Annotated in this window: 17 protein-coding genes; 7 read left to right on the plus strand and 10 right to left on the minus strand. The window is 60.8% G+C overall.

The window, feature by feature from the left end; translation table 11 throughout:
- The first annotated feature begins 250 nt into the window (after nt 1-250).
- Complete coding sequence (locus KW840_RS24455) at nt 251-1,216, plus strand: alpha/beta hydrolase (RefSeq protein WP_218498064.1); 966 nt, start codon at nt 251-253, stop codon at nt 1,214-1,216.
- A gap of 147 nt (nt 1,217-1,363) precedes the next feature.
- Here KW840_RS24455 and KW840_RS24460 read toward each other — a convergent pair whose 3' ends face one another.
- The gene (locus tag KW840_RS24460) at nt 1,364-1,684 is read right to left on the minus strand and encodes a DUF6124 family protein (protein WP_218498065.1); all 321 of its coding nucleotides are present in this window, start codon (nt 1,682-1,684) and stop codon (nt 1,364-1,366) included.
- Between the two features lie 633 nt (nt 1,685-2,317).
- Between KW840_RS24460 and KW840_RS24465 the strand changes: the two genes are divergently transcribed.
- Nucleotides 2,318-3,505: an AAA family ATPase gene (locus KW840_RS24465; protein ID WP_218498066.1), complete on the plus strand. Its 1,188-nt coding sequence runs from the start codon at nt 2,318-2,320 to the stop codon at nt 3,503-3,505.
- On the plus strand, nt 3,498-4,190 hold the full coding sequence (locus KW840_RS24470; RefSeq protein WP_218498067.1) for a hypothetical protein: 693 nt from the start codon (nt 3,498-3,500) through the stop codon (nt 4,188-4,190). The genes KW840_RS24465 and KW840_RS24470 overlap by 8 nt, the downstream gene beginning before the upstream one ends.
- A gap of 4 nt (nt 4,191-4,194) precedes the next feature.
- Here the strand turns inward: KW840_RS24470 and KW840_RS24475 are convergent, their stop codons facing one another.
- Nucleotides 4,195-4,530, minus strand: a complete 336-nt coding sequence (locus KW840_RS24475) for a nuclear transport factor 2 family protein (protein ID WP_371318488.1) — start codon at nt 4,528-4,530, stop codon at nt 4,195-4,197.
- Nucleotides 4,531-4,533: 3 nt separating this feature from the next.
- On the opposite strand from KW840_RS24475, the gene KW840_RS24480 reads away from it, so the two are divergent.
- The 3 genes from KW840_RS24480 to KW840_RS24490 all read left to right on the plus strand — a co-directional run bounded on the left by KW840_RS24480 (nt 4,534) and on the right by KW840_RS24490 (nt 6,108).
- Nucleotides 4,534-4,986: a hypothetical protein gene (locus KW840_RS24480; RefSeq protein WP_218498069.1), complete on the plus strand. Its 453-nt coding sequence runs from the start codon at nt 4,534-4,536 to the stop codon at nt 4,984-4,986.
- 231 nt (nt 4,987-5,217) lie between these two features.
- Nucleotides 5,218-5,724: a PaaI family thioesterase gene (locus KW840_RS24485; RefSeq protein WP_218498070.1), complete on the plus strand. Its 507-nt coding sequence runs from the start codon at nt 5,218-5,220 to the stop codon at nt 5,722-5,724.
- A gap of 108 nt (nt 5,725-5,832) precedes the next feature.
- The gene (locus KW840_RS24490; protein ID WP_218498071.1) at nt 5,833-6,108 is read left to right on the plus strand and encodes a hypothetical protein; all 276 of its coding nucleotides are present in this window, start codon (nt 5,833-5,835) and stop codon (nt 6,106-6,108) included.
- Between the two features lie 468 nt (nt 6,109-6,576).
- Here the strand turns inward: KW840_RS24490 and KW840_RS24495 are convergent, their stop codons facing one another.
- The 5 genes from KW840_RS24495 to pvdM form a co-directional block, all read right to left on the minus strand.
- Nucleotides 6,577-8,994: a TonB-dependent siderophore receptor gene (locus KW840_RS24495; protein WP_154947192.1), complete on the minus strand. Its 2,418-nt coding sequence runs from the start codon at nt 8,992-8,994 to the stop codon at nt 6,577-6,579.
- Nucleotides 8,995-9,120: 126 nt separating this feature from the next.
- Nucleotides 9,121-10,770 carry a cyclic peptide export ABC transporter gene (locus KW840_RS24500; RefSeq protein WP_218498072.1) on the minus strand — a complete coding sequence of 550 codons (1,650 nt, stop codon included), beginning with the start codon at nt 10,768-10,770 and terminating at the stop codon, nt 9,121-9,123.
- 195 nt (nt 10,771-10,965) lie between these two features.
- The gene (locus KW840_RS24505; RefSeq protein ID WP_218498073.1) at nt 10,966-11,853 is read right to left on the minus strand and encodes a formylglycine-generating enzyme family protein; all 888 of its coding nucleotides are present in this window, start codon (nt 11,851-11,853) and stop codon (nt 10,966-10,968) included.
- 29 nt (nt 11,854-11,882) lie between these two features.
- Nucleotides 11,883-13,163, minus strand: coding sequence for an aminotransferase class V-fold PLP-dependent enzyme (locus KW840_RS24510; RefSeq protein ID WP_154861476.1), 1,281 nt, complete (start codon nt 13,161-13,163; stop codon nt 11,883-11,885).
- 30 nt (nt 13,164-13,193) lie between these two features.
- Complete coding sequence (pvdM, locus tag KW840_RS24515; protein WP_218498074.1) at nt 13,194-14,543, minus strand: pyoverdine-tailoring dipeptidase-like protein PvdM; 1,350 nt, start codon at nt 14,541-14,543, stop codon at nt 13,194-13,196.
- Between the two features lie 252 nt (nt 14,544-14,795).
- Here pvdM and KW840_RS24520 point away from each other — a divergent pair, with 252 nt between their 5' ends.
- Nucleotides 14,796-16,415, plus strand: a complete 1,620-nt coding sequence (locus tag KW840_RS24520; RefSeq protein ID WP_218498075.1) for a PvdJ/PvdD/PvdP-like protein — start codon at nt 14,796-14,798, stop codon at nt 16,413-16,415.
- Between the two features lie 264 nt (nt 16,416-16,679).
- Here KW840_RS24520 and KW840_RS24525 read toward each other — a convergent pair whose 3' ends face one another.
- The 3 genes from KW840_RS24525 to KW840_RS24535 are packed head-to-tail and all read right to left on the minus strand — an operon-like array spanning nt 16,680 to nt 21,228.
- Nucleotides 16,680-18,074 carry an efflux transporter outer membrane subunit gene (locus tag KW840_RS24525; RefSeq protein ID WP_218498076.1) on the minus strand — a complete coding sequence of 465 codons (1,395 nt, stop codon included), beginning with the start codon at nt 18,072-18,074 and terminating at the stop codon, nt 16,680-16,682.
- Nucleotides 18,075-18,081: 7 nt separating this feature from the next.
- Nucleotides 18,082-20,055: a MacB family efflux pump subunit gene (locus KW840_RS24530; RefSeq protein ID WP_090456893.1), complete on the minus strand. Its 1,974-nt coding sequence runs from the start codon at nt 20,053-20,055 to the stop codon at nt 18,082-18,084.
- Complete coding sequence (locus tag KW840_RS24535) at nt 20,056-21,228, minus strand: efflux RND transporter periplasmic adaptor subunit (protein WP_057713951.1); 1,173 nt, start codon at nt 21,226-21,228, stop codon at nt 20,056-20,058.
- Between the last annotated feature and the right edge of the window lie 243 nt (nt 21,229-21,471).

A 21,471-nucleotide genomic window follows, 5' to 3' on the forward strand; every position in this document is an offset into this window, starting at 1 on the left:
ACTTACCAGTGGCGAGGGGGCTTGCCCCCGTTCGGCTGCGAAGCAGTCGCAATCCCGAACAACGCGGCATGTCTGACTAATCTCAAACGCTGGTTCTGGGGCCGCTTCGCGACCCAACGGGGGCAAGCCCCCTCGCCACAGGTTTCTTGTTCGGCCTGGGAGATTCTTCATTGAACAGGATGACGCCCTAATGAACGGTCCTCACGGTTCGTTTACTGGGCGAGCTTTTTATTTTTGGAGACTACCGCCCATGGCACTGCACCCGGACATCGAAGGGTTTCTAGAGCTGGCCGAGTTCGGCCGCCTCAGCGGCAAAAGCCAACCCATGCATGAGCTGAACCCGAGCGAAGCGCGGCAGCAATTCGAACAGACTTCGCAGTTGCTCGATGCGGCGCCAACGGGCGCGTTGACGGTATCTGCGCTTAGCATTACGGCGCGGGACGGGCATGTGCTCAATGCGCGGCTGTACGCCAAACCACAACCGGACAACGAGCCGCGCCCGGTGTTGCTGTACTTCCATGGCGGCGGCTACGTGGTGGGCAGCCTCGATTCCCACGACACCCTGTGCCGGCGACTGGCGCTGGCGGGGGAGTTTGCCGTGTTGTCGGCGGACTATCGCCTGGCGCCTGAGCACCGTTTCCCCACCGCTTACAACGATGCCGAAGACATCACGCGTTGGCTGGCCATCACCGGAGCCAAGGCGCTGGGGCTGGACGCCAGGCGCATTGCGCTGGCGGGGGACAGCGTCGGCGGCAGCCTGGTGGCATCGCTGTGTATCGCCATCGCCCAGGACCCGTTGGGATGGCCGCTTGTGCCGCGCCTGCAAGTGTTGCTGTACCCGGTGATCGACGCGGTAAAAAAACGCCCGTCCCTCGAGCGATTCGCCGAAGGCTATCTGCTGGAAGCCACCACGCTGGAATGGTTCTACCAGCAATACCAACGCAGTGAAGCGGATCGTGCCGACTGGCGTTTTTCACCGTTGTACGCCGAGTGCGTGCAACGGCTGACGCCGACGGTGTTGTGGCTGGCCGAATACGACCCGTTGCTCGATGAAGGCCTGGCCTGGGCCGAGAAACTGCGTACTGCGGGGCAACCCCTGGTGCTGGAGGTCAAGGCCGGCATGACCCACGACTTTGCGCGCATGGGCGAGATGGTCCAGGAAGTGCCGGGGATGCTGGCGCAACTGGCGGCGCAGATCAGCGAGAGTCTGGCCTGACGTATGGCGTAGTGATCAGCGACGCCGTCCCCCTGTGGGAGCGAGCTTGCTCGCGATAGCGGTAGCACATTCAACATTGATGTGTCTGACACACCGCCATCGCGAGCAAGCTCGCTCCCACAGTTTGTTTTGCGCTGACTCGGATAACTAAGGCGGATCAAGCCGATCCAGCGCCCGATTCACCGCCAGTTCCCCCAACATGATCACCTGCGCAATCCCCAACAGCGCATTGCGGCTTGTCCCTTCCAGATGATCCACCAGATCGTTGGCCATGACATTGGCCGACGCCAGCGACTCACAGGCATGCACGAGCAGGGTTTCGGTACTGAGTTCGGGATTGACGATGAACATCGTGCTGGGTGTGCGCGGAGTGGCCATGATGTTGGTGCCGGGGTTGAGGTGGTGATCGAGGCTTTCGTGCGGGGAGGATGGGGCGGAATCCGGCGGATTGGGTGTCACTTTGAACATAAGCTGATTACTTCTGATTGGAGCCGCTCATTCTTCTCTACTAAAAGAAGGGTGGCGGCTGGACGCAGGTTAGTAGACCGGGGAGATCAGCATTTACCGGCGCGCCGAAGCGCCCTGCGTACAGCCACCATCAAATTCAGGCAGACCTGACTGATAGCGCTTTTACACCTTGCTGATAAGACCACGGGCTACTAAACCCGATCACCGACAATCAGTGACCCGAATCAAGTTACCGACGACCCCCAAGGCGCACAAGCCGGCGGATTCTGGCGTACCTGTAGGCAACGACGCAAGGCGTTGTGGCTTTCACGAAGTAACCTACAGGCTGCTTAAGCAAGCGCCATCATTTTCTGTTTAATGGAAAAGCTATGCATCTTCTGCGCGCGATGGAGATACTGAAAAGTCGAGGAAATTTCCTACTGACTTTTAGGGTTGGTGGTCAGATGCCTAAGGTATAGCGTGGGAGAGTTGCTTCCATTTTGTTTTTCCGCTAATTGCTTCCTTCCGACGGAGCTTTTGGAGGTTTTGTAAATGGACTGAACTGCTAGCGCACTGGGTGACTCGACGGATTTCCGGTAATGTGCCTGATCAAGACTTGATGGGGCCCCATCTTGCGAAAATGGGACTATTAGAATGCTTCGTAAATTAGGCGTTTACGGATTTAAATCGGTTCACGAGCAAAGCATAGAGCTAGGCCGTGTGAATTGTTTTATAGGTGCAAATGGCGTTGGAAAGAGCAATATTTTGGAAGCGCTAGGCGTGCTTAGTGCTGCGGCGAATGGTGTTGTTGACGATGAAAGCCTGCTTCGTCGCGGCGTTCGCGCGGGGCTGCCTCGACTTTACAAGAGCTCGTTTGCTTCTGAACGAACACCTGCACATATTGGTGTAGGTATCGTTGGAGATGACAACGAGGCTTACCGCGTCTCTTTGCTGAATCCGCTCGATTCGCCTGAACCTGCTTGGACTTACAAAACCGAGGTCCTGTCAGACGGCCATTTCGAGATTCTTTCCGATGGGGTTCGCAATAAGAAAAATCTGAATCCACAGTCGGGTCTGGCTGCACTGAAATTGGTGGAGTTAGAACCAGAAAATCCGGCTGCCAGATTGATGCAGAGCCTGCAAGAGTATGCAATCTACTGTCCCAATACACCTTCCCTGCGCGGGATCGTTCCTGATGTGCAAGCCAGACGACCTGTAGGACTGAGTGGTGGGCAACTAGCCGAAAGTTTTGAAGCCTTGCGCAAGCATCTGGAAAGTCAGGGTGAAGACGGTGAAGAGGTACTAGACCAGATTTTGGAGCTGATCGACTGGGTTGCCGATGTCCAAGCCACTAGTCATGGCGGGTCATTGATTTCAAGCAAAGTACCCAGAACCAAACTCATGCTGAAGTTCACAGACCGATTCATGAACAAGTCACGCAATGAGCTGACCGCCTATGATGCCAGTGAAGGGGCATTGTATGTTTTGTTTTGCGCGGCACTCTGTCTATCTCCACTGGCACCAAGAATTCTGGCGATAGACAACCTGGATCAGGCCCTGAATCCACGACTACTGTCAAAGCTGACAGCCTGTCTCAGCCATTGGCTCAGGCATAACGACCCTGATCGCCAATTGCTGTTCACTGCTCACAACCCCGCGGTACTGGATGGATTGGATTTATCTGATCCCGATACCCGTTTGTTTGCGGTGGAGCGCAATAGCAACGGTCTGACGGTAGTTCGGCGAGTTGAGTTGACGGCAGAGCAGGAGAAACAGCATGAGCAATATCCATTGTCCAGACTGTGGATGATGGGGAGCTTGGGGGCGGTACCAAATGTCTGAATTGCGTATTGCCTTGGTTGTAGAGGGTGACACCGATCTTGTGATTATTGAAGCCGCATTGAAAGCCATTATTGAAAGACCTTTCATCCTGACCAAGCTTCAACCTGAAGCTACTGCACCCAAGATGGGGACAGGCTGGAGTGGTGTATTGAAATGGTGCGATGCCTCAAGTCAAAGACATTCAGCATCTTTGGATACCGACCCCACGCTGGAGCAGTTTGATCTGTTAATCATCCATTTAGATGTGGATGTTTCGACTGAATTTTATGCAAATGCAGGACCAACGGTTCATGACATGGCAGTACAAAAGGGCTGGGGGATTTTACCTTGCGCACAACCTTGCCCCCCGGTCGCTCATAGCATTGCACCATTGACGGCTACTTTAGATAGCTGGCTTCATCCATCTAGCCGCGGAGCCAAGACTGTATTGTGTCTTCCTGCACAAGCATCAGGAACCTGGCTCGCGGCTGCATCGCTTTCTGCTGACCACGCGCTTTTGCGCGGAGCAGAGTGCAATGTCAATTTGGAGTCCCGTCTTTCTCTGTTACCACTGGATCAGAGGATCCGAAAGAAAGTTCGCGAGTATCGTCAACATGCAAACAAGGTGACAGACAATTGGCCGACTATCAAAGCCGTGTGTTCGCAAGCAGAAGCTTTTGAGACAGCGGTTCTCGCTGCCGTTTAATTTTCTAGACCTCCAATGAGCAAAGTTCTAAAGGGGGAGTGTTGTAAACCCAGTTTTGCTCCTGCGTCCGCGAGTGAATACTCCAGCCATCAAGTGTTTTCACCAGAGCGTCGCAGTACCTCGGCCCAATAAACAGAACATCATTTGTGCCGTCGTCATTGCCGGAAATCATCATTGCTTGGGCGACTGTTTGAGCCGAAGCAGCGTGGTCATCAATTTCCAGCAAAGAGGTGGAAATTATGTGCTGGGTACCGCGCATTTCCGAGACCGCGTCGTTGAGATAAGACGACATGGCACGGGCACCACAACAAGGGCGCCATTCTGAGAAACCAAGGACGATTCAATGATGGATCTTAAAAAAAATCTCATCAGTTGCCTGATATTCCCCATCGCCCCGGTGGCAGTCATTTATCTGACCTTCGCCCTGTGCAGCGAAATCTGGAAAGAAAGCTTTTACACGCCCGGCGAGGACGGCGGAGAAGTCGAACCCACGCTGGCTCTCTTTATCATTCCGATCCTGCTGGTGATTGCTGCGCCGTTGCTTGCGGGGCTGACAGGGTTGAGTCGATGGGTTACGCGGCGCTTTGACCCCGGTGCCTGGTGGCGGTGGGTAATGGCGGTTCCACGCGTCATGCTGGTGGCCATTTCATTGTTTATGTTTCTGCTTTCGACCGGATTCCTGATGGGGGATGTTCTCGGCCCATTCAGACATTGGCAGGTGGCTTGCGCATGGGCAGCCTGCGCGGTCACCGTCGGGGCATTTGTGGTTCAGCAATTTTCACACCTGAAGGAATAGTCCTCAAGCTACGGACAGGGGGTTGCCGAGCTATCTTCCGCATCCCGTATCGGCTATGTAATATCGACAGCGGCCCGATGCTGCCCGCCGCTCGCTCCCGCCGGGAAAGGTGAAAGTGTCTCCTTCTTGTACGAACTCTGTCGCCTCTCTTGACGGTCGAGGTTTGGCAATGCGGGTGACACGGTCCGCTTTGAACCACGATTTTCCACCCGTATTAAGGAGGAACACGGTATGACCACGCAGGACATTTCGCTTCAAGACATCGCCGCGCCTGAAGGCGTTTGTTATGGCTGCGGCAGCCAAAACCCGCACGGGCTGCACATCAAGAGCTTCTGGCATGAAGACGGCGTGCATGTCATGGCGCAGCACATGCCGGATGACAAGTATTGCGGCTGGCCGGGTCTGGTTTACGGCGGTTTGATCGCGATGCTGGTCGATTGCCACTCCAACTGGGCAGCGATGGCATATCACTACCGGGCAGAACAGCGCGAGGTGGGCAGCTTGCCCCACATCACCTGCGTCACCGGTAACCTGGGCATCAAGTACATCAAGCCCACCCCGATGGGTGTCCCCCTGACACTGCGTGCAAAAGTCGAGGGCGAGGTCGGGCGCAAAAGTCGGGTTATTTGCGAGGTCTTCGCCGGGGACGTTCTGACCGCTGTCGGGGACTCCACGTTTGTCCGCGTCGATACCGAGCAACTCAGGGCCGCTGCGCACGATCGCCAGGTCGACGCCTGAACTCGGTGCGCCGAATCGCAACATCACCTTTGCCGTTCGTCAGCAAGCCAGCACCTTTCCCGATGCCGGGTCTTCCAAGGTTTATACCCCACCGGGAAGACCCAAACGATGAACAGAAAAATGCTTGCACTCGCGGTTGCGGGTCTGCTGTCGACGGGCTCTTTTTTTGCGCCGCTCGCCGAGAAAGCAGCTGCCGGTTCCGCCGTTCCACCGGCTGCCATTCCTGGCATCAACCAGTCTCAAGACGCTGAATCCAAAGACGAGAAGGCCAACAAAAAGGGCGAGGAGGCGTCGGGTTCAAACTCTGGCGCCGAATCGCATGAGATGGAAAAGGACGCAGCGTCCTCAAGCGGCTCGCAGGACGAAGCCGAAGCGACGCGGTAACCGCCGGATTGGCAGCAGAAAACAGAATCGGGCCGTTGTAGGAGCGAGCTTGCTCGCGATGGACTCAAGAGCGCTGCGTTTAGCCAGTAAACACGCGTTATCGTTAACGACCATCGCGAGCGAGCTCGCTCCTACAAGTGGTCGCAGTCAGCCATCAGGGCCGCCGCGCAAGCAGAAAACAAAACCGGGTCACTGTAGGAGCGAGCTCGCTCGCGATGGACTCAAGAGCGCTGCGTTTAGCCAGTAAACACGCGTTATCGTTAACGACCATCGCGAGCAAGCTCGCTCCTACAAGTGGTCGCAGTCAGCCATCAGGGCCGCCGCGCCAGCAGAAAACAAAACCGGGTCACTGTAGGAGCGAGCTCGCTCGCGATGGACTCACAGGCGCAGCGTTTAACCAGTAAACACGCGTTATCGTTAACGACCATCGCGAGCAAGCTCGCTCCTACAAGTGAGAGCACTCAGCCATCAGTACTGCGCGCGCAGGCTCAGGGTCAGGGTGCGCGGGTCGCCGTAGAAGTTGGTGCCCCAGGAGGCATCGACGCGGTCGTAGTACTTGCGGTCGAACAGGTTGTTGGCGGTCAGTGTCGACGACAGGTGTTCGTTGAACTTGTAGCCGACTTGCGCCGAGGTAACAGCATAGCCGCCTTGATGGAACTTCACGTCACGCTGGTAGTAGGTGTCGCTGACCACACGCACGCCACCGCCGACGCTGAAGTCCTTGAGCGGGCCGTCGGTGAACTCGTACTTGGTCCACAGGTTGAAGTTGTGCTTGGGCGTGATGGTGCTGAAGGTCTTGCCTTTGTTGGCCTGGTCGCCGTCCAGGAACTTGGTGGAGGTGTAGGCGTAACCGGTGACGATGCTCCAGTTGTCGGTCAGGTTGCCGCTCAGCTCGGTTTCCCAACCCTCGCTGCGTGCCTTGCCTTCGGTCATGTAGGCACCGGAGGTGTTGTCGTATTCGGCGCGGTTTTCATCGTAGATGCGAAAGGCGGCGATGCTGGCGTTCAGGCGACCGTCGTAGAATTCGCGCTTGAGGCCGATTTCGTATTGCTTGCCTTCGCGCGGGCCGACGGGCTCGCCGTTTGTGCCGATTTCGCTTTGCGGTTTGAACACGCCGGTGTAGCTGAAGTAGGTCGACAGTTCTGGGGTGATCTTGCCGATGATGGCGCCGTATGGCACGACCTTGCGGTTGATGCTGGTGTGGGCTTCGCCGAAGTTGTTGAAGAAGGCGTTGGCGTTCTTCGCATCGCTTTCGTACCAGGTCACGCGGCTGCCGCCGATGACATCGAGCCAGTCGGTGACGTTGAATTTGGCGCGGGTGTAGACGCCGTACTGATCGGACTTGGACCAGTTGCCGTTGACGTGCGCATAGTCGTTGCGGGGAATGTCGATGCTGCCCGGATTCCACACGTTGATCGGGAAGTACTCGCCGCCGCCGTAGGTGAAATCCTTGTCCAGGTGCTGGTACTCGGCACCCACGGTGAACTCGTGTCGGCGATCGGCGAACTCGAACGGCGTAGTGACAAAGCTGTCGACGCCGACGGTCTTGATGTGGGTGTAGTAGTCGTAGGCCACGGCCCAGCTGTCACCGGTGGCCGGGTCGACCGCGCCGTCGGCCCAGGTGAAGTTACGCTCCGGGGTTTCGGCATCGCGGTAGGTCAGGGTGGTCTTGAACTGACCGCCGTTGTCCAGTTCGTGGTCGAGCTCGGCGAAGGATTCCCAGACTTTTTCGTTGAGGGTGTTCCACTTGGCATCGACGAAGGTCGAGCGCGGCACGTCGAGCAATGAGCCGTCGGCGTAGGCCGGCAGGCCGAAGGCCGGGGTGGAGTTGTTCTTCTGGTAAGCGCCGCCGACCGACAGGGTGGTGGCCGGGTCGAGGTCGAATTCCAGGCGACCGTAGACCATCGGGCGTTCGTTCTGCGCGTAGTCGACGAAAGACTGGTTGTTCTCGTAGGCGGTGATGAAACGACCGCGCACGGTGCCCTGTTCGTTCAACGGGCCGGTGACATCCACCGAAGAACGGTAGCGATCGTAAGAGCCGGCGGCCAGTTCGCCACCGAGGGCGAACTTGCTCAGGGCGCGCTTGCGCACCACGTTGATCGTACCGCCGGGTTCGCCCGCGCCCTGGTACAGGCCCGACGGGCCGCGCAGCACTTCGATGCGGTCGTACATCGCCAGGTCGAAACTGGTGGCCATGTCGCCCTGGCCGGTGGGCTGCGAGACGCCGTCGACCTGCACCTGGTCGACGAGGAAGCCACGCATGTAGACGTCATTGAGGCTGGAGCCGGAGTTGTAGGTCTTGATGGTCACGCCGGTGACCTGACGCATGGCGTCCTGCAGGCTGTTCAGGTTCTGGTCGTCCATGCGCTGGCGCGTGACGACGGACACCGACTGCGGGATGTCCTTGAGCTTGATGTTGCCTTTGCCGATGGTGACTTCATTGGTGGTGTAGGAGTGCGAGCCTTCGGTTGTCGGCCCCAGCGCCACGCCGGTGATTGACGTCGCACCCAGTTGCAATGCACTGGAGTCACCGGCCGATGGCACCAGCGACACGGTGTTGCCATTCAACTGAAAATTGATGCCGCTCCCCAGCAGCAAGGTTTTCAGTGCCTGTTCCGGTTCCATGTTGCCGGACACCGCCGTGGACTTGATGCCGTTGACCATGTCCTGGCTGTAGAGAATCTGCAGGTTGGTCTGCTGGCCCAGTTGGCGCAATGCACTGGCCAGCGACTGAGCCGGTACATTGACGTTCACCGGGGCTGCTTCGACCTGGGACGTACCCAGCAGCAACAGGGTCAGCAGCGCGCCCGGCACGACCGTTCGGAATTTCTTTTGCCGTTCGATGGCTAACGCCAAGGGTGCGCGGGACAGAGTAAGGCTTTGCATTGCTCGAATCGCTCCAGAATAGTGTGTGCAGTTTTTTAGTTAATGATAATTATTATTAGACGGACCACTTTGGCTAAACCGGAAAACAAACTTCAAAAAACAAGGATTTGCGTGCGGCCACGGCGCTCAGGCGGTTGCGCGCTCGGTGACGACCCGGCCCGATTCCATGCGCACCAGTTGATCGGCCATATCGAAATAACGGTCGTCGTGGGAGATGACGATGATGGTTTTGCCCAGGCGTTTGAGGTCCGGCAGCAGCTCGGTGTAGAAGATGCGGCGGAAGGTCGGGTCCTGGTCGGCGGCCCATTCGTCGAACACCAGCACCGGGCGTTCTTCCAGCCAGGCATTGACCAGCGCCAGGCGCTTGCGCTGGCCGGTGGACAGGTCGGTGGTGGTGAAGCTGCCGTCCCTGACGCTGACCTTGTGCGCGATCTCCAGCCGTTGCAGGTAGGCGTTGGCATCTTCGGGGATGTGCTGGTCGCCCTGGACCACGTCATCGAACAGGTAGTAATCGGCAAAAATCGTGGTGAACAATTGGCGATAGTCGTCGCGATTGTGCGCATCGATGCCCTGGCCGTTGAGCTGGATCGAACCCTGTTGCGGCGCGTAGAGGCCCAGCAGCAACTTGATCAGGGTGGTCTTGCCGCAGCCGTTTTCGCCGACGATGAAAATGATGTCGCCTTGCTCGATGGTCAGGTTCACCGGGCCCAGGCGAAACGCGTCACTGCCCGGTGCGGCGGGGAAGGCGTAGCTGACATTGTTCAGTTGCAGGCGGTCGAGCACGGTTGGCCGGATGCCGTTGTCGTTGAGCAGCAGGTGCGGCTCGGGCGAGGAAAACTGGCTGGACAGCTCGGCGATGCGGCGGAAGGCAATCCGCGCCCGGCTCACGATCGGCAAGGTGCTGACCAGATGCTCGATCGGGCCTTTCATGTACAGCAGCACCAGCACGAAACCGCTCATCACCGCTTGGTCGGCGCTCGGCCAGAACGATTGCAGCGCCAGCGCCAGGCCGATGACCACGAAGAACAGCATCGAGCCCAGCGTCTTGGCGATCACGAAGGTGTTGATCGAACGCACCTGGGTGTTACAGATGAAATCGGCGGTGCCCTGGATGCCCTTGACGAACATGCGCTGGCGGCGCGGGCGGTGGATGCGCAATTCCTTGGCACCGCCGGCAATGGCGTTGTAGTGCTTTTGCAAATCGTCTTCGGCATCGCGGGCGGCCATGAAACCCTGGATGCCCTTGCCCTGCGCATAGAACTGGATGCCGGTGCCGATGGCAATTGCCAGCACCATCATCAGGAACATCGGCCACGACAACATCGCCAGGTAACCCATGCAGCCAAGGGTCACGGTCAGGGAAATCGCCAGCGGCGCGAAGGCGAAGGCGAAGTCGCTGATGGTGTCGACGTCGTGGGTCAGCACTGGGATCAGCCGGTGGCTGCGATAGCGCTCGATCTGCTCGATGGGGGCCGAAAGGACTTTCTCCCCCAGCGTTTTGCGCAGCCTGGCAATGATGTGCTGGCCAACATAGTTGGTGCCGATGTCGGAGCAGATCGAACTACCCAGAGCCAGCAGGCACAGGCCGCCGAACAGCGCGACCACGCCTTGGGTCAGGCCGTGCGGCGAATGCAGCGCGTTGTTGATGGTGGCCAGCAACACCGTCACGCTCAGGCCACCCACCATGCCCAGGAAAATGGACGCGGCGACGATCAGTCGAAACGGTTTCAACAGGGCCAGTAATTCGCCGATGGCGCCTCGGGTAGGCTGGGTCATGGCAGACAGTTCCTTGGGTCGTAAGGCAGATACCCAGTAGAACGTCTGGTGAAGGGCTTAATTTAAACGGTGGGAGACAGGTGGTGCCAAACCTGTGGGATCGGGCTTGCTCGCGAAAGCGGTGGATCAGAAAAGTTGATGTTGGCTGACACGACGCCTTCGCGAGCAAGCCCGCTCCCACAAGGGCATGGGGGGTCAGAGAGTGCGTACGACGCGAAAACCGATCCAGTCGCCACGGGTTTGCGGGTCGATGTCATTGCGGTTGCCCGAGCGGGAAAACACCGGTGCTTCGCCCCAGTCGTTGCCACGGATGCGCAGGGTGTCGCAGTTCGGTTCGGTCCAGGCGCTGCCATCGGTGGGAGCGCCGACGTAGTCCGGATGGTAGCAGTCGGCGATCCACTCGTAGACGTTACCGTGCATGTCGTACATGCCGAAGGCGTTGGGCGGGTAGCTGCCGACCGGTGAACTGTAGCTGTAGCCATCGGTGGGGCCGTAGGTATTGGCGTGGGTGGCGATGCTGTACTCGGTGCCGGGGTCGAACGGGAAAGGGAAGGGACCCGTTGACCCTGCGCGGGCGGCGTATTCGCGCTGGGCCTCGCTGACGATGTGGTAGTGCTGGCCGGTCTTCATCGACAGCCAGGCGACGTAGGCACTGACTTCGGCGAAGTTCATGCACACCGCCGGCTGACGCGGGCTCTGTGGATAACGCGGCTTGCTGTTGATGCACTCGCGGCCGGGGCGGGTGTCGCCATCGGGCAGGGTGATTCCGGTTTCCTTGAGGTACTGGTCCCATTCGCCAGCGGTGATCTGGTAGCGGCTCATGGCGAACGGCTTGTCGAACGTCACCTCATGCATCGGGCCTTCATCAGGCTCACGGCCGACTTCGTCTTCCGGGGTGCCCATGGTGAACGTGCCGGCGGGCAGCACGACCATTTCCGGGCAGTTACGGCAATCCTTGAAGACCTTGCCCGGAAGCGGCGCCGTATACGCCTGGGCGAGGCCGGGCATGGCACTGCCGAGCGATGCCAGCAGCATCAGGGCGCCCAGGCCTTTGGAACGCCCCCTGTTCAGGATGTTTTTCATAAGGGTTCTCGCTAAAGGGAATCGGCGGTTCAGAGCTTGCTGGCCATCAGTTCCATCAACTTGTCAACGTGCGCTTGGGTATTGAGCAGCCCCGGCGACACACGAATGATCGGCCCGACATCACGGTCCACGGCGTCACACACCACGCGCTGATCCATCAGGAAGTTGGCGACTTCGTCGCAGTCCTGGTTCTTGATGCGGAAGAAGGTGAAACCGGCGGAATACTCCGGCGACAGCGGCGTGACCAGCTCCACCGACGGGTGTGCCTGCAAGCGTTTCTTCAGGTAGCTGTTGATGTCGTGAATGCGCGTCGCGACCTCGGCCTTGCCCAGCTCCAGGTGCAATTTGAAAGCTTCGGTCAGTGCCCAGCGGTGTTCGAACGAGTGGTAGCCGCCGTAGGTCATCACGGTGGAAAACTGGGTGGCTTCAGAAAAGGTCGGGATGGTCGGGGTCACGTCCTTGAGCTCGTCGGAGCGGGCGCAGATGATCCCCGTGCCCCGTGGGCCGAACATCCATTTGTGGGTGCCGGCAATGAAGAAATCGCAGTGCATGTCCGGGAAGTCGACGTTCTCCACGCCGAAGCCGTGGACGCCATCGATCACGTAGAGGATGCGGTCCTTGTCGGCGCGGCCACGGTTTTTCTGCTCCACCAGTTTGCCGATCTCGCCGATGGGCAGCTTCACGCCGCTGCCGGAATGCACCCAGGTCATGCCCAGTACACGGGTTTCGGGGCGAATGTTGCGTTCAATCGCGGCCAGCACTTCGGCGGTCGAGACTTTGTACGGGTCTTCGAACAATTTGATCTTGCGAACCTGGGTGCCGTCCTTTTGGGTGCGGTATTCGAACACGCTGTTGGCGGCGTAGTGCTCGTGTTCGCTGGTGAGGATCTCCTGGTCCGGGCGCACGTGGATACCGGCGTAGATCATCGCCAGGCCTTCGGTGGTGCTGCCGGTCAGGGCGATCTGCGACGGCTTGGCCTTCAAGTAGCGACCGGCCCACACGCGCACCTCTTCTTCGCGGCGTTCGGTTTCGCCGCGATGCCAGTCCATGGCCAGGCCCGGGTTGCGATCGAGATTGGCGCGATGCATCTCGATGGCTTCACGCACGGGAAGCGGGTGCGAGGTCACCAGGAAGTTGGCGAAGTGCAGGTAGTTCGGGTCCTGCGTGAACAGTTGGCGCAACTGGTCCCATTTGTCCTTGGGCAGTGGCGCGGGGCTGGCGGCGTGTGCTGGCAGGCTCACGGCGGAGGCCAGGGGAATGCCGGCCGCCAGAATGCCGGCCTGCTTGAGGAATGAACGACGGTTGGTCATGGATTCGGTTCGCTTTGGCAAAAGGAAAAATCAGTTTTTTACGACAGGCCGGGAAGACTTCTGCACCTGGTCCCAGACCCGCAGGAAGTTACCGCCCCAGAGCTTGGCGATGTCGGCGTCGCTGTAGCCGCGGCTGATCAGTTCGGCAGTCACGTTGCGGGCCTCGCTGACGTCTTTCCATCCGTCGAGGCCGCCGCCGTCGTTGAAGTCGGAACTGATGCCGACGTGGTCGATGCCGATTTTTTTCACTGTGTAGTCGATTGCATCGCCGTAATCCTTGAGGGTGGCCTTGGGTTCTTCGTCGAGGATCGAATAGAGCTGGCTGGCGTACTCGCCGAAACGCTGCTCGGGCCAGACGGTGATCACCGGGTCGCCGGGCATCAATGCCATCTCCAGACCTTGCAGCGGTTGCAGGTCGAAACGGGCGCGAAGGGCGTTGAGTTTGTCCTGGGTGGCCTGGCTCAGCGGGCGGATATAGGTGGGGAAGCCGACGATCTGCACCACGCCGCCGCTGTGCTTGATCAATTGCATTTCCGTGTCGCTGAGGTTGCGCGGGATGTCCACCAGGGCGCGCGGTGCCGAGTGGGAGGCGACCATCGGCGTGCGGCTCAGTTGCGCCACTTGCTCCAGGGCCTTGGTCGACATCTGCGACACATCGATGATCACGCCCAGGTCGTTGAGGCGATGCACCGCTTGCTTGCCGATGTCCGACAGCCCGCCCAAGGCATCCCGGGAATCGTTGAAGAACGGCAGCGGCCGCGACGAATCGGCCCAGGCGTTGTTGCCCACGTAGCTGAAGCCGAACATGCGCATGCCGCGCGCTGCCCACTTGTCCAGGGCGTTGAGGTCATTGCCCAGCGGGTAGGCGTTGAGCATGCTGATGAACACCGCGAACTTGCCTTCGCCGTGCAGGCGGCGCAAGTCGTCGGGGGTGTAGGCGATAGCCACTTGATTGGGGAAGTCACGCACCATCGCGTTGATGATCTTGTAGCGGGTTTCCTGCTCAAAGCGGGCTTCGTCGACGAAGCCGGCGGTAGGGCGATGGGGCGCGTTGGGACCGTTCCAGATTTCCGGCCAGCCGAAAATCGTCAGCGCCGCCCCGGACAGACGCCCGCGAGCGGTCTTGACCAGGTCGAACTGGCCTTCACCGTCTTTGTCGACTTCGTTGCCGGCGGTGCCGAAATCCATGGGCACGGTGATGTGGCTGTCGAACGAGAGGATGCGTTCCTGCAGTTGCTCGGCCTGTTTCATCACCTTGACCGGGTAGCCGGGGTTGCCCCTGAACCAGTGATCCCAGGCCGCGAAGCCTGCACCCGCGCTGATCGCCAGGGCCAGCGGCATGCCGATGAAAAGAGCCTTTTTCGAACGTGGTTTTGTCATTGCCGTCTCAGTCAGGTTCGCCGCCCCGGATCAGGCGCTGGGGCCTTTGCTATCTGGGGGGAACGAGTGGCTGACCGGAAAATTTAGCGTGGCTGATGGCCTCATCGCGAGCAAGCTCGCTCCCACAGGGATCTTCAGTGCGACATAGATCCAGTGTGGGAGCGAGCTTGCTCGCGATGCTTTTAAATTTATGCGGGCAACAAACGTTCTAGCTTGGATAAAGCCTGCTCCATGGCTGACACAGGTAGGGCAATGACGATTTCTCGACGATGGTTCCTCGCGGGTCTGGCGCTGACCGGTGCCGCCGTGCCGGCGGTGTATTACGGGCATCGCGAACTGACCAGGCCGGACCCGACGATCACCCCCGGCGAAGCCTCGTTCGAGGTGGCGGATGTTGCCGGCCAACGCTTGGCGGATACCTTGCGCGGGGTCTGGCAGATTCGTTTCGAAGGTCGTGACGCCGGTATCGAAGGCTTGCCCCTCGAAGGCCTGGAAGTATTCCTCGACATCGGCCACAAGGGGCGCGGTGTCAGTGGTTATCTCGACACCGCCGAGCGTTTGCGCTCTACCGAAGCGCCCCGTTACCGAGTGCTCGGCGATCTGTCCGGGGCCAACCCGAAGCAGCTGGCCTGGCGACTGCTGGGCGCCAGCGGCTGTTGCGAATACGAATTCGAGATGACTCTGGACGAGGTCTGGGCCGGTTTCGGTAATGCTGGCAGCGGCAGTCTCAGTGGACGTGTGCTGGACCTGAATCGGCCACTGATGCTGACCGCCCAGGACAATCGCTTCATCGCCGTCAAACGGGTATTCCCTGAAGCTCGCGAGCGCGCCGGCCTCAATCCGACCCTGCTCGCCTGGCTGGTATCGCCGGAGCACCGGTTGTTCCACCAGCTCTGGCATGCCTCCCGGGACAAGTGGCACAAGCTGTCCGAAGATCAGCGCGGCGCCTTGCGCGGGCTCGGCTGGCAACCCGGACCGCGGGACCAGGAGCGCGATGCCCGAGGTGTGCGCAAGGATCGCAACGGTTCTGGCGTGGACTTTTTCTTCATGCACCGGCACATGCTCGGCACCGCGCGTTCGATGCAGGACCTGCCGTCCTGGACGCACTTCCCGTTGCCGCAACCGGAGCTGGCGCGGGACCGGCTCGGCTTTGCGCGTTACTTCGACAATCACGACGGCACCGCGCTGCCGCCGACCTGGCTGGCCGAGGACGATGACGAGTACTCGCAATGGGTCAGCGACATCAAGACCGGCGAGACGTATCACAGCAATTTCCAGGTCTGGGAATCCCGCTACCGCGATCCGCGCTACCTGTCGACGCTGACCCTCGGCCAGTTCGGCTCGGAGGTCGAACTGGGCCTGCACGACTGGCTGCACATGCGCTGGGCTTCGGTGCCCCGTGATCCGTCCAACGGTCAGCCGGTGCCGTTTGCCCGGGATCCTTCTGATTTTTCCGCGCGCTGGTTTGCACCGGAAAACGATTTTCTCGGCGACCCGTTTTCTTCCCATGTCAGCCCGGTGTTCTGGCATTTCCATGGCTGGATCGACGATCGCCTGGAGGACTGGTTTCGCGCCCACGAGCGTTTTCATCCGGGGCAGGTCAGTCGGCTGCAGGTCAACGGCGTGCAATGGTTCGCGCCGGGACGCTGGGTCGAGATCGACGACCCGTGGCTCGGCCCGAGCACCCACGGTTGCAGCACCACACCGGGGTTGCAGGCCGGCAAGTCAGTGGAAATGGACCCGGAAACCATGAAGCTGGCGTTGCGCATTACCTTTGGCGAGGACGAGACGAAACTGAAGGATTTGTTCCGCAAAGTGCCGCAGCGGCCGTGGTATGCGCGCAATCTGAAGGCTAAGCAAAGCCAGGCTTGATACCGCGTTATCGTTCAATCGCGAGCAAGCTCGCTCCCACATTTGAACCTGGTCGTACACAGACTTTGTGTTCACTGACGATCCACTGTGGGAGCGAGCCTGCTCGCGAAGGCGTCCTGTCAGGCAATGTTGATGTTGGATGTGCCGGCCCCTTCGCGGGCAAGCCCGCTCCCACAGGGTTTTGTATTTGCCGCATGATCCGGGCACGACGCATGACCTGTGGGAGCGAGCTTGCTCGCGATGGCGTCCTGACAGGCCCAGCAACTACAAGACTTGCCACCCACCCCCAAGCGCCTTGTACAGGGCAATACTCGCCTGCATCCGCGACAACCGCAGCTGCACGTTCAAATCCTGCGCCGCGTACAGGGTGCGCTGGGTCTCCAGCACCGTCAGCAAATCCTCGGCCCCGGCCTGATAACGGCTTTGCGCGATATTGAAGGCGGTCTGCGCCTGGCTCAGTTCTTCACTCTGCCACCCGCGCTGTTCATCCAGTCCGCGAATGCTGTTGAGGGCTTTTTCGACGTCGACGAAGCCGTTGATGATCGCGCCGCGATAGGTTTCCAGCAGTTCTTGCTGACGCGCCGTGGCCTTGTCGCGCTGGGCGCCGAGGCGGCCGTTGTTGAACACCGGCGCAAGCAGCCCGGCGGTGAGGTTGTAGAAGGGGCTGCGCAGGATGTCGTCGGCCCGGTCGGCACCGGAGCCGATTTCGGCGGTGAGGGTCACGGTCGGCAGCATCGCGGCCCGGGCGACGGTGACGTCGGCCTGGGCCGCGGCCAGTTGCGCCTCGGCCCGGGCAATGTCCGGACGGCGGCTGAGCAACTGGCTGGGTACCCCGGCGTCAATCGCAGGCCAAGTCAGTTGATCGAAGCGTTCCTGCCCCAACGACAGCGCCTGAACCGGGCGGCCGAGCAGGGCGGCGAGGCTGATCCGTGCATCCTCGGCCTGTTGCTGCACCAGCGGCAGCTGGCGTTGCTGCGCCGCCACCAGGCTTTTTTGCTGTGCCAGTTCCAGGGCTGTGGCCGAACCCGAATCGAAACGGGTCTGCACCAGTTTCAACACGTTCTGGGCATTGGCCAGATTCAACTCGGCGATGCGGCTCTGCTCCTGCAACGACAAGGCTTGCGCGTAACCGTTGGCCACACCGCTGAGCAACGTCAGTTCCACGGTGGCCTGATCGAACTCGCTGGCTTTGAGACTGAATTGCGCGCTGTCGCGGCTGGCCCGCTGGCCACCCCAGAAATCGATTTCGTAGCTGGCAACCAGGTTCGCCGTGAAGTAGTCGACGGCGTCGTTATCGCTGTCGGCATCGAGTTGGCTGTAGCCGTTGCCGCGCAGCAATTTCTGGCGGTTGGCGTTGACCCCTGCCTTGACTTCGGGCAGTTGCGAGCCGCCGGCAATCACCGTGTCGGCCTGGGCCTGGCGCACTCTGGCGATGGCTGCGGCCAAGTCGTAACTGCCGAGCCGCGCCTGTTCGATCAGGCGACCCAGTTGCGGGCTGCCGAAGCGGTTCCACCATTGCTGGTTGTCATGGACAGCGCCTGCGGTGTGCCGGGATTGCCAGGTAGCCGGCGGTTGGACGCCGCTGTCGGGGCGCTGTGGCGGGGTGCCGCAGGCGCCGAGCAACAGGCACAGGGTTAACACACTGAGTGGCGGCTTCATCAATCGATCATTCACTGGTAAGGGCCGTGACCGGGTCGAGTCGGGCAGCCTTGCGGGCCGGCATGTAGCCGAAAACGACACCGGTGACCAGGGCGCAGCCGAAGGCACCCAGCACCGCTATCAGGGAGAACGCGACAGCGACTTCGCTGAAAATCAGCACGCCACCGACGATCAGCGCCAGGGCAATCCCGGTGAGGCCGCCCACCACCGAGAGCATCACCGCTTCGGTGAGGAACTGGCGCAGGATGTCGCGCTGGCGGGCACCGGTGGCCATGCGGATACCGATCTCGCGAGTCCGCTCGCGCACCGTCATGAGCATGATGTTCATCACGCCGATCCCGCCCACCAGCAGCGAAATGGCCGCAATCGAGCCGAGCATCAGCGATAGGGTGTTTTGCGTGCGCGCCTCGGCCTGGATCATCGCCGCGTTGTTGGTCAGTTCGAAGTCGCGCTTGCCGTCGTGCAGACGCAGCATCAGTTGCTCGATGGCTTTTTCGGTTTCCTTGACCTTGCGCGCGTCGGCGGCGGCGATGGCGATGTACTCGGGATTGTGGGTGCCGAACAGGCGCACGCTCGCGGCGGAGTAGGGGATGGCGATACGGTCGTCGCTGTCGGAGTCGCCGGAGCTGGCGCCTTTTTCCGCGAGCACGCCGACCACCTGGAAGGGGACGTTTTCGATCAGGATGTACTGGCCGATCGGGTTGGCCACGTCCTTGAGCAATTTGGTCCGCACCTTGTGTCCGATCACCGCGACCGCCGCGGCGTTCTGTTCATCGGCGTGGGTGAAGTAGCTGCCTTCGACCACCGGCCAGTTGAAAATCGCCGGGAAGTTGGTGTCGTTGCCGCCGACGTAGCTCATGTGATCAAGGTTGCCAAAGCGCACCCCGGCCTCCTGGCCGTTGACCGGCATGATCCGCATCACCTGGGGCAAGCTGGCAATCGCGGCGACCTCATCGAGGGTGACGATGCCCATGGGCGTGCGCGGGTTGGGCGCCGAGCCGCTGAGGTAAATGATGTTGGAACCGAACGCGCCCATTTGCGCCATCACCTGGCGCTTGCTGCCTTCGCCCACGGCCAGCATCACCACCACCGAGGCGACGCCTATGATGATGCCGAGCAAGGTCAGCGCGGTGCGGAACTTGTTGATCCACATCACTCGCCACGCCGCATGCACGGCATCGACCAATTCGCCTTTCCAGGCGCCGGTGGCTTCGGCGCCTTCGCTCAGGCGCTTGCGCAAATCGACGGCTTGCAGGGCGCCGGGGTTGGCAGAGTTTTGCGCGGTGGGATTGTCCCGGGCGCTGTCGCTGATGATCTCGCCGTCGCGAATTTCAATGATGCGTTTGGCCCGGGCCGCCACTTCGCGGTCGTGGGTGATGAGGATCACCACGTGGCCCTGGCTGGCCAGTTCGTCGAGCAGGGCCATGACCTCGGCGCCGCTGTGGCTGTCGAGGGCACCGGTGGGTTCGTCAGCCAGGATGATGTGGCCGCCATTCATCAATGCGCGGGCAATCGACACCCGTTGCTGCTGCCCGCCGGAGAGTTGATGGGGGCGGTTGCCGGTGCGCGAAGCCAGGCCGAGACGGTCGAGCAGGGCGGCGGCGCGAGCGTGGCGTTCAGCGGCTGGGGTGCCTGCGTAGATGGCCGGCATCTCGACGTTTTCCTGGGCCGAACCGGAGGGAATCAGGTGGTAGCCCTGGAACACAAAACCGAAGGCTTCACGACGCAGCCAGGCCAGTTCGTCACTGTCCAGTGCCGCGACGTTCTCCCCGGCGAAGCGGTATTCGCCCGAGGTCGGGCGGTCGAGGCAGCCGAGGATGTTCATCAGCGTCGACTTGCCGGAGCCGGAAGCACCGACGATTGCCACGAACTCCCCGGCATGGATCGACAGGTCGATGCCGCGCAGCACATGGACTTCAGGCGCGTCGCCACCGCCGTAGGCTTTGCGGATGTCCGAAAGGTCGATCAGGGGCGTGTGCATTCAGCCGCCACTCCCGTCGATCGGGCCGATCAACAGGTGATCGCCCTCCTGCAGGCCATCGAGGATCTGCACCCGCAGGCGGTCGCTGATGCCGGTGCGCACGTTGCGCTGCTCGATGCTGCCGTTGCTGGCGACCACTTGCGCGGTCTGCTGGTCTGTCTGCGGGCCTGCCTGCAGGGCGGCGATGGGCGCGGTGAGAACGTTCTGCGCCTGATTGGCGACGAAAAATACCTGGGTGGTCATTTCCGCCATCAAGGCGTTGTCGGCGTTGTCGACGTCCAATAATACGGTGTACAGCACCACGCGGGCACTCCCGCTTTTGCTGGTGCTGGCGGGGCTGCCGCCGCCCTGGCTGGTCTGGTCCAGCGGCTTGGGCGGAACGGGGAGGATTTGCCGCACGGTGCTGGTCCAGCGCCGGGTGCCGCCGCTCAGGGTGGTGAACCAGGCGTGCATGCCGGGTTTGACGTGGCCGATGTCGGCCTCCGAGACCTCGGCCCACACGGTCATCGGCGACAGCTTGGCGATTCGCAGGATCAGCGGCGTTTGCTGCTGGGCGTTGAGGGTCTGGCCGACCCGGGCATCCAGCGCCACCACGGTGCCGGCCATCGGCGCATAAATCCGCGTGTAGCCGAGCTCCGCCTGATCGCTGCGCAGGCTGGCTTCGGCCTGGCGGATCTGCGCCTGGAACATGTCGACCCGTGCCTGGGTGGCGCGCAGTTCGGCCTGGGCGGTCTGCACGTCTTCTTCTCGGGTGGCGCCGCCGGCGGCGAGGTTCTGTTGACGTTGGTGTTTCTGCCGGGCCAGGTCGTGCTGCGCTCGCTGCTCCTGCAGCTGCGCCTTGAGGTTTTCGATGGAGAAGCGCCCGGCATCGAGTTTGGCCTGTTGCGTGGATGGGTCGATTTCCACCAGCAACTGGCCTTCCTTGACCACGTCGCCGACTTCCACGTGAATCTTGTGGATCTGCCCGGAGGCCTGGGCGCCGACGTCGACATAGCGCCGCGGTTGCAGGGTGCCCAATGCCGTGACGCTGCTTTCAATGTCGGTGCGGCTGACCTGAACGGTGACGAGCCCGTCGCGGCCCGGCGGGATGAACTGCCAGGCGGCGACGGCTACCACGGGGATCAGACAAAATGCTGCAAGCAGGGCGCGTCGGGTCTGTCGGGGACGTTTCATGCAGGGTTCCGGCCTAGGAAATCGGCCCGTCGTTCAGCAGCAGGTCGATGGCTGAACGCTGCCGGCAGGGCCGGACAGGGACGGGGAGCTGTCCTGTAAACGTAGAAAGCGCCGGGGAATTTAGGTGCTGACACAAACTAATGTAGGAGCGAGCTTGCTCGCGATGCACGTTAACGATAACGCGTGCCGTCTGGGTCAACACGTTGTCCTTGATGCCTTCGCGAGCGAGCTCGCTCCTACAGG

Source organism: Pseudomonas sp. PDM30 (assembly GCF_019218985.1).
GTDB lineage: Bacteria > Pseudomonadota > Gammaproteobacteria > Pseudomonadales > Pseudomonadaceae > Aquipseudomonas > Aquipseudomonas jessenii.

What these genes read in the sequence shown, in the direction of transcription:
- KW840_RS24455 (WP_218498064.1), top strand. Translation starts at nt 251, where the DNA reads ATGGCACTGCACCCGGACATCGAAGGGTTTCTAGAGCTGGCCGAGTTC.
- KW840_RS24460 (WP_218498065.1), bottom strand. Translation starts at nt 1,684, where the DNA reads ATGTTCAAAGTGACACCCAATCCGCCGGATTCCGCCCCATCCTCCCCG.
- KW840_RS24465 (WP_218498066.1), top strand. Translation starts at nt 2,318, where the DNA reads ATGCTTCGTAAATTAGGCGTTTACGGATTTAAATCGGTTCACGAGCAA.
- KW840_RS24470 (WP_218498067.1), top strand. Translation starts at nt 3,498, where the DNA reads ATGTCTGAATTGCGTATTGCCTTGGTTGTAGAGGGTGACACCGATCTT.
- KW840_RS24480 (WP_218498069.1), top strand. Translation starts at nt 4,534, where the DNA reads ATGATGGATCTTAAAAAAAATCTCATCAGTTGCCTGATATTCCCCATC.
- KW840_RS24485 (WP_218498070.1), top strand. Translation starts at nt 5,218, where the DNA reads ATGACCACGCAGGACATTTCGCTTCAAGACATCGCCGCGCCTGAAGGC.
- KW840_RS24490 (WP_218498071.1), top strand. Translation starts at nt 5,833, where the DNA reads ATGAACAGAAAAATGCTTGCACTCGCGGTTGCGGGTCTGCTGTCGACG.
- KW840_RS24495 (WP_154947192.1), bottom strand. Translation starts at nt 8,994, where the DNA reads ATGCAAAGCCTTACTCTGTCCCGCGCACCCTTGGCGTTAGCCATCGAA.
- KW840_RS24500 (WP_218498072.1), bottom strand. Translation starts at nt 10,770, where the DNA reads ATGACCCAGCCTACCCGAGGCGCCATCGGCGAATTACTGGCCCTGTTG.
- KW840_RS24505 (WP_218498073.1), bottom strand. Translation starts at nt 11,853, where the DNA reads ATGAAAAACATCCTGAACAGGGGGCGTTCCAAAGGCCTGGGCGCCCTG.
- KW840_RS24510 (WP_154861476.1), bottom strand. Translation starts at nt 13,163, where the DNA reads ATGACCAACCGTCGTTCATTCCTCAAGCAGGCCGGCATTCTGGCGGCC.
- pvdM (WP_218498074.1), bottom strand. Translation starts at nt 14,543, where the DNA reads ATGACAAAACCACGTTCGAAAAAGGCTCTTTTCATCGGCATGCCGCTG.
- KW840_RS24520 (WP_218498075.1), top strand. Translation starts at nt 14,796, where the DNA reads ATGACGATTTCTCGACGATGGTTCCTCGCGGGTCTGGCGCTGACCGGT.
- KW840_RS24525 (WP_218498076.1), bottom strand. Translation starts at nt 18,074, where the DNA reads ATGAAGCCGCCACTCAGTGTGTTAACCCTGTGCCTGTTGCTCGGCGCC.
- KW840_RS24530 (WP_090456893.1), bottom strand. Translation starts at nt 20,055, where the DNA reads ATGCACACGCCCCTGATCGACCTTTCGGACATCCGCAAAGCCTACGGC.
- KW840_RS24535 (WP_057713951.1), bottom strand. Translation starts at nt 21,228, where the DNA reads ATGAAACGTCCCCGACAGACCCGACGCGCCCTGCTTGCAGCATTTTGT.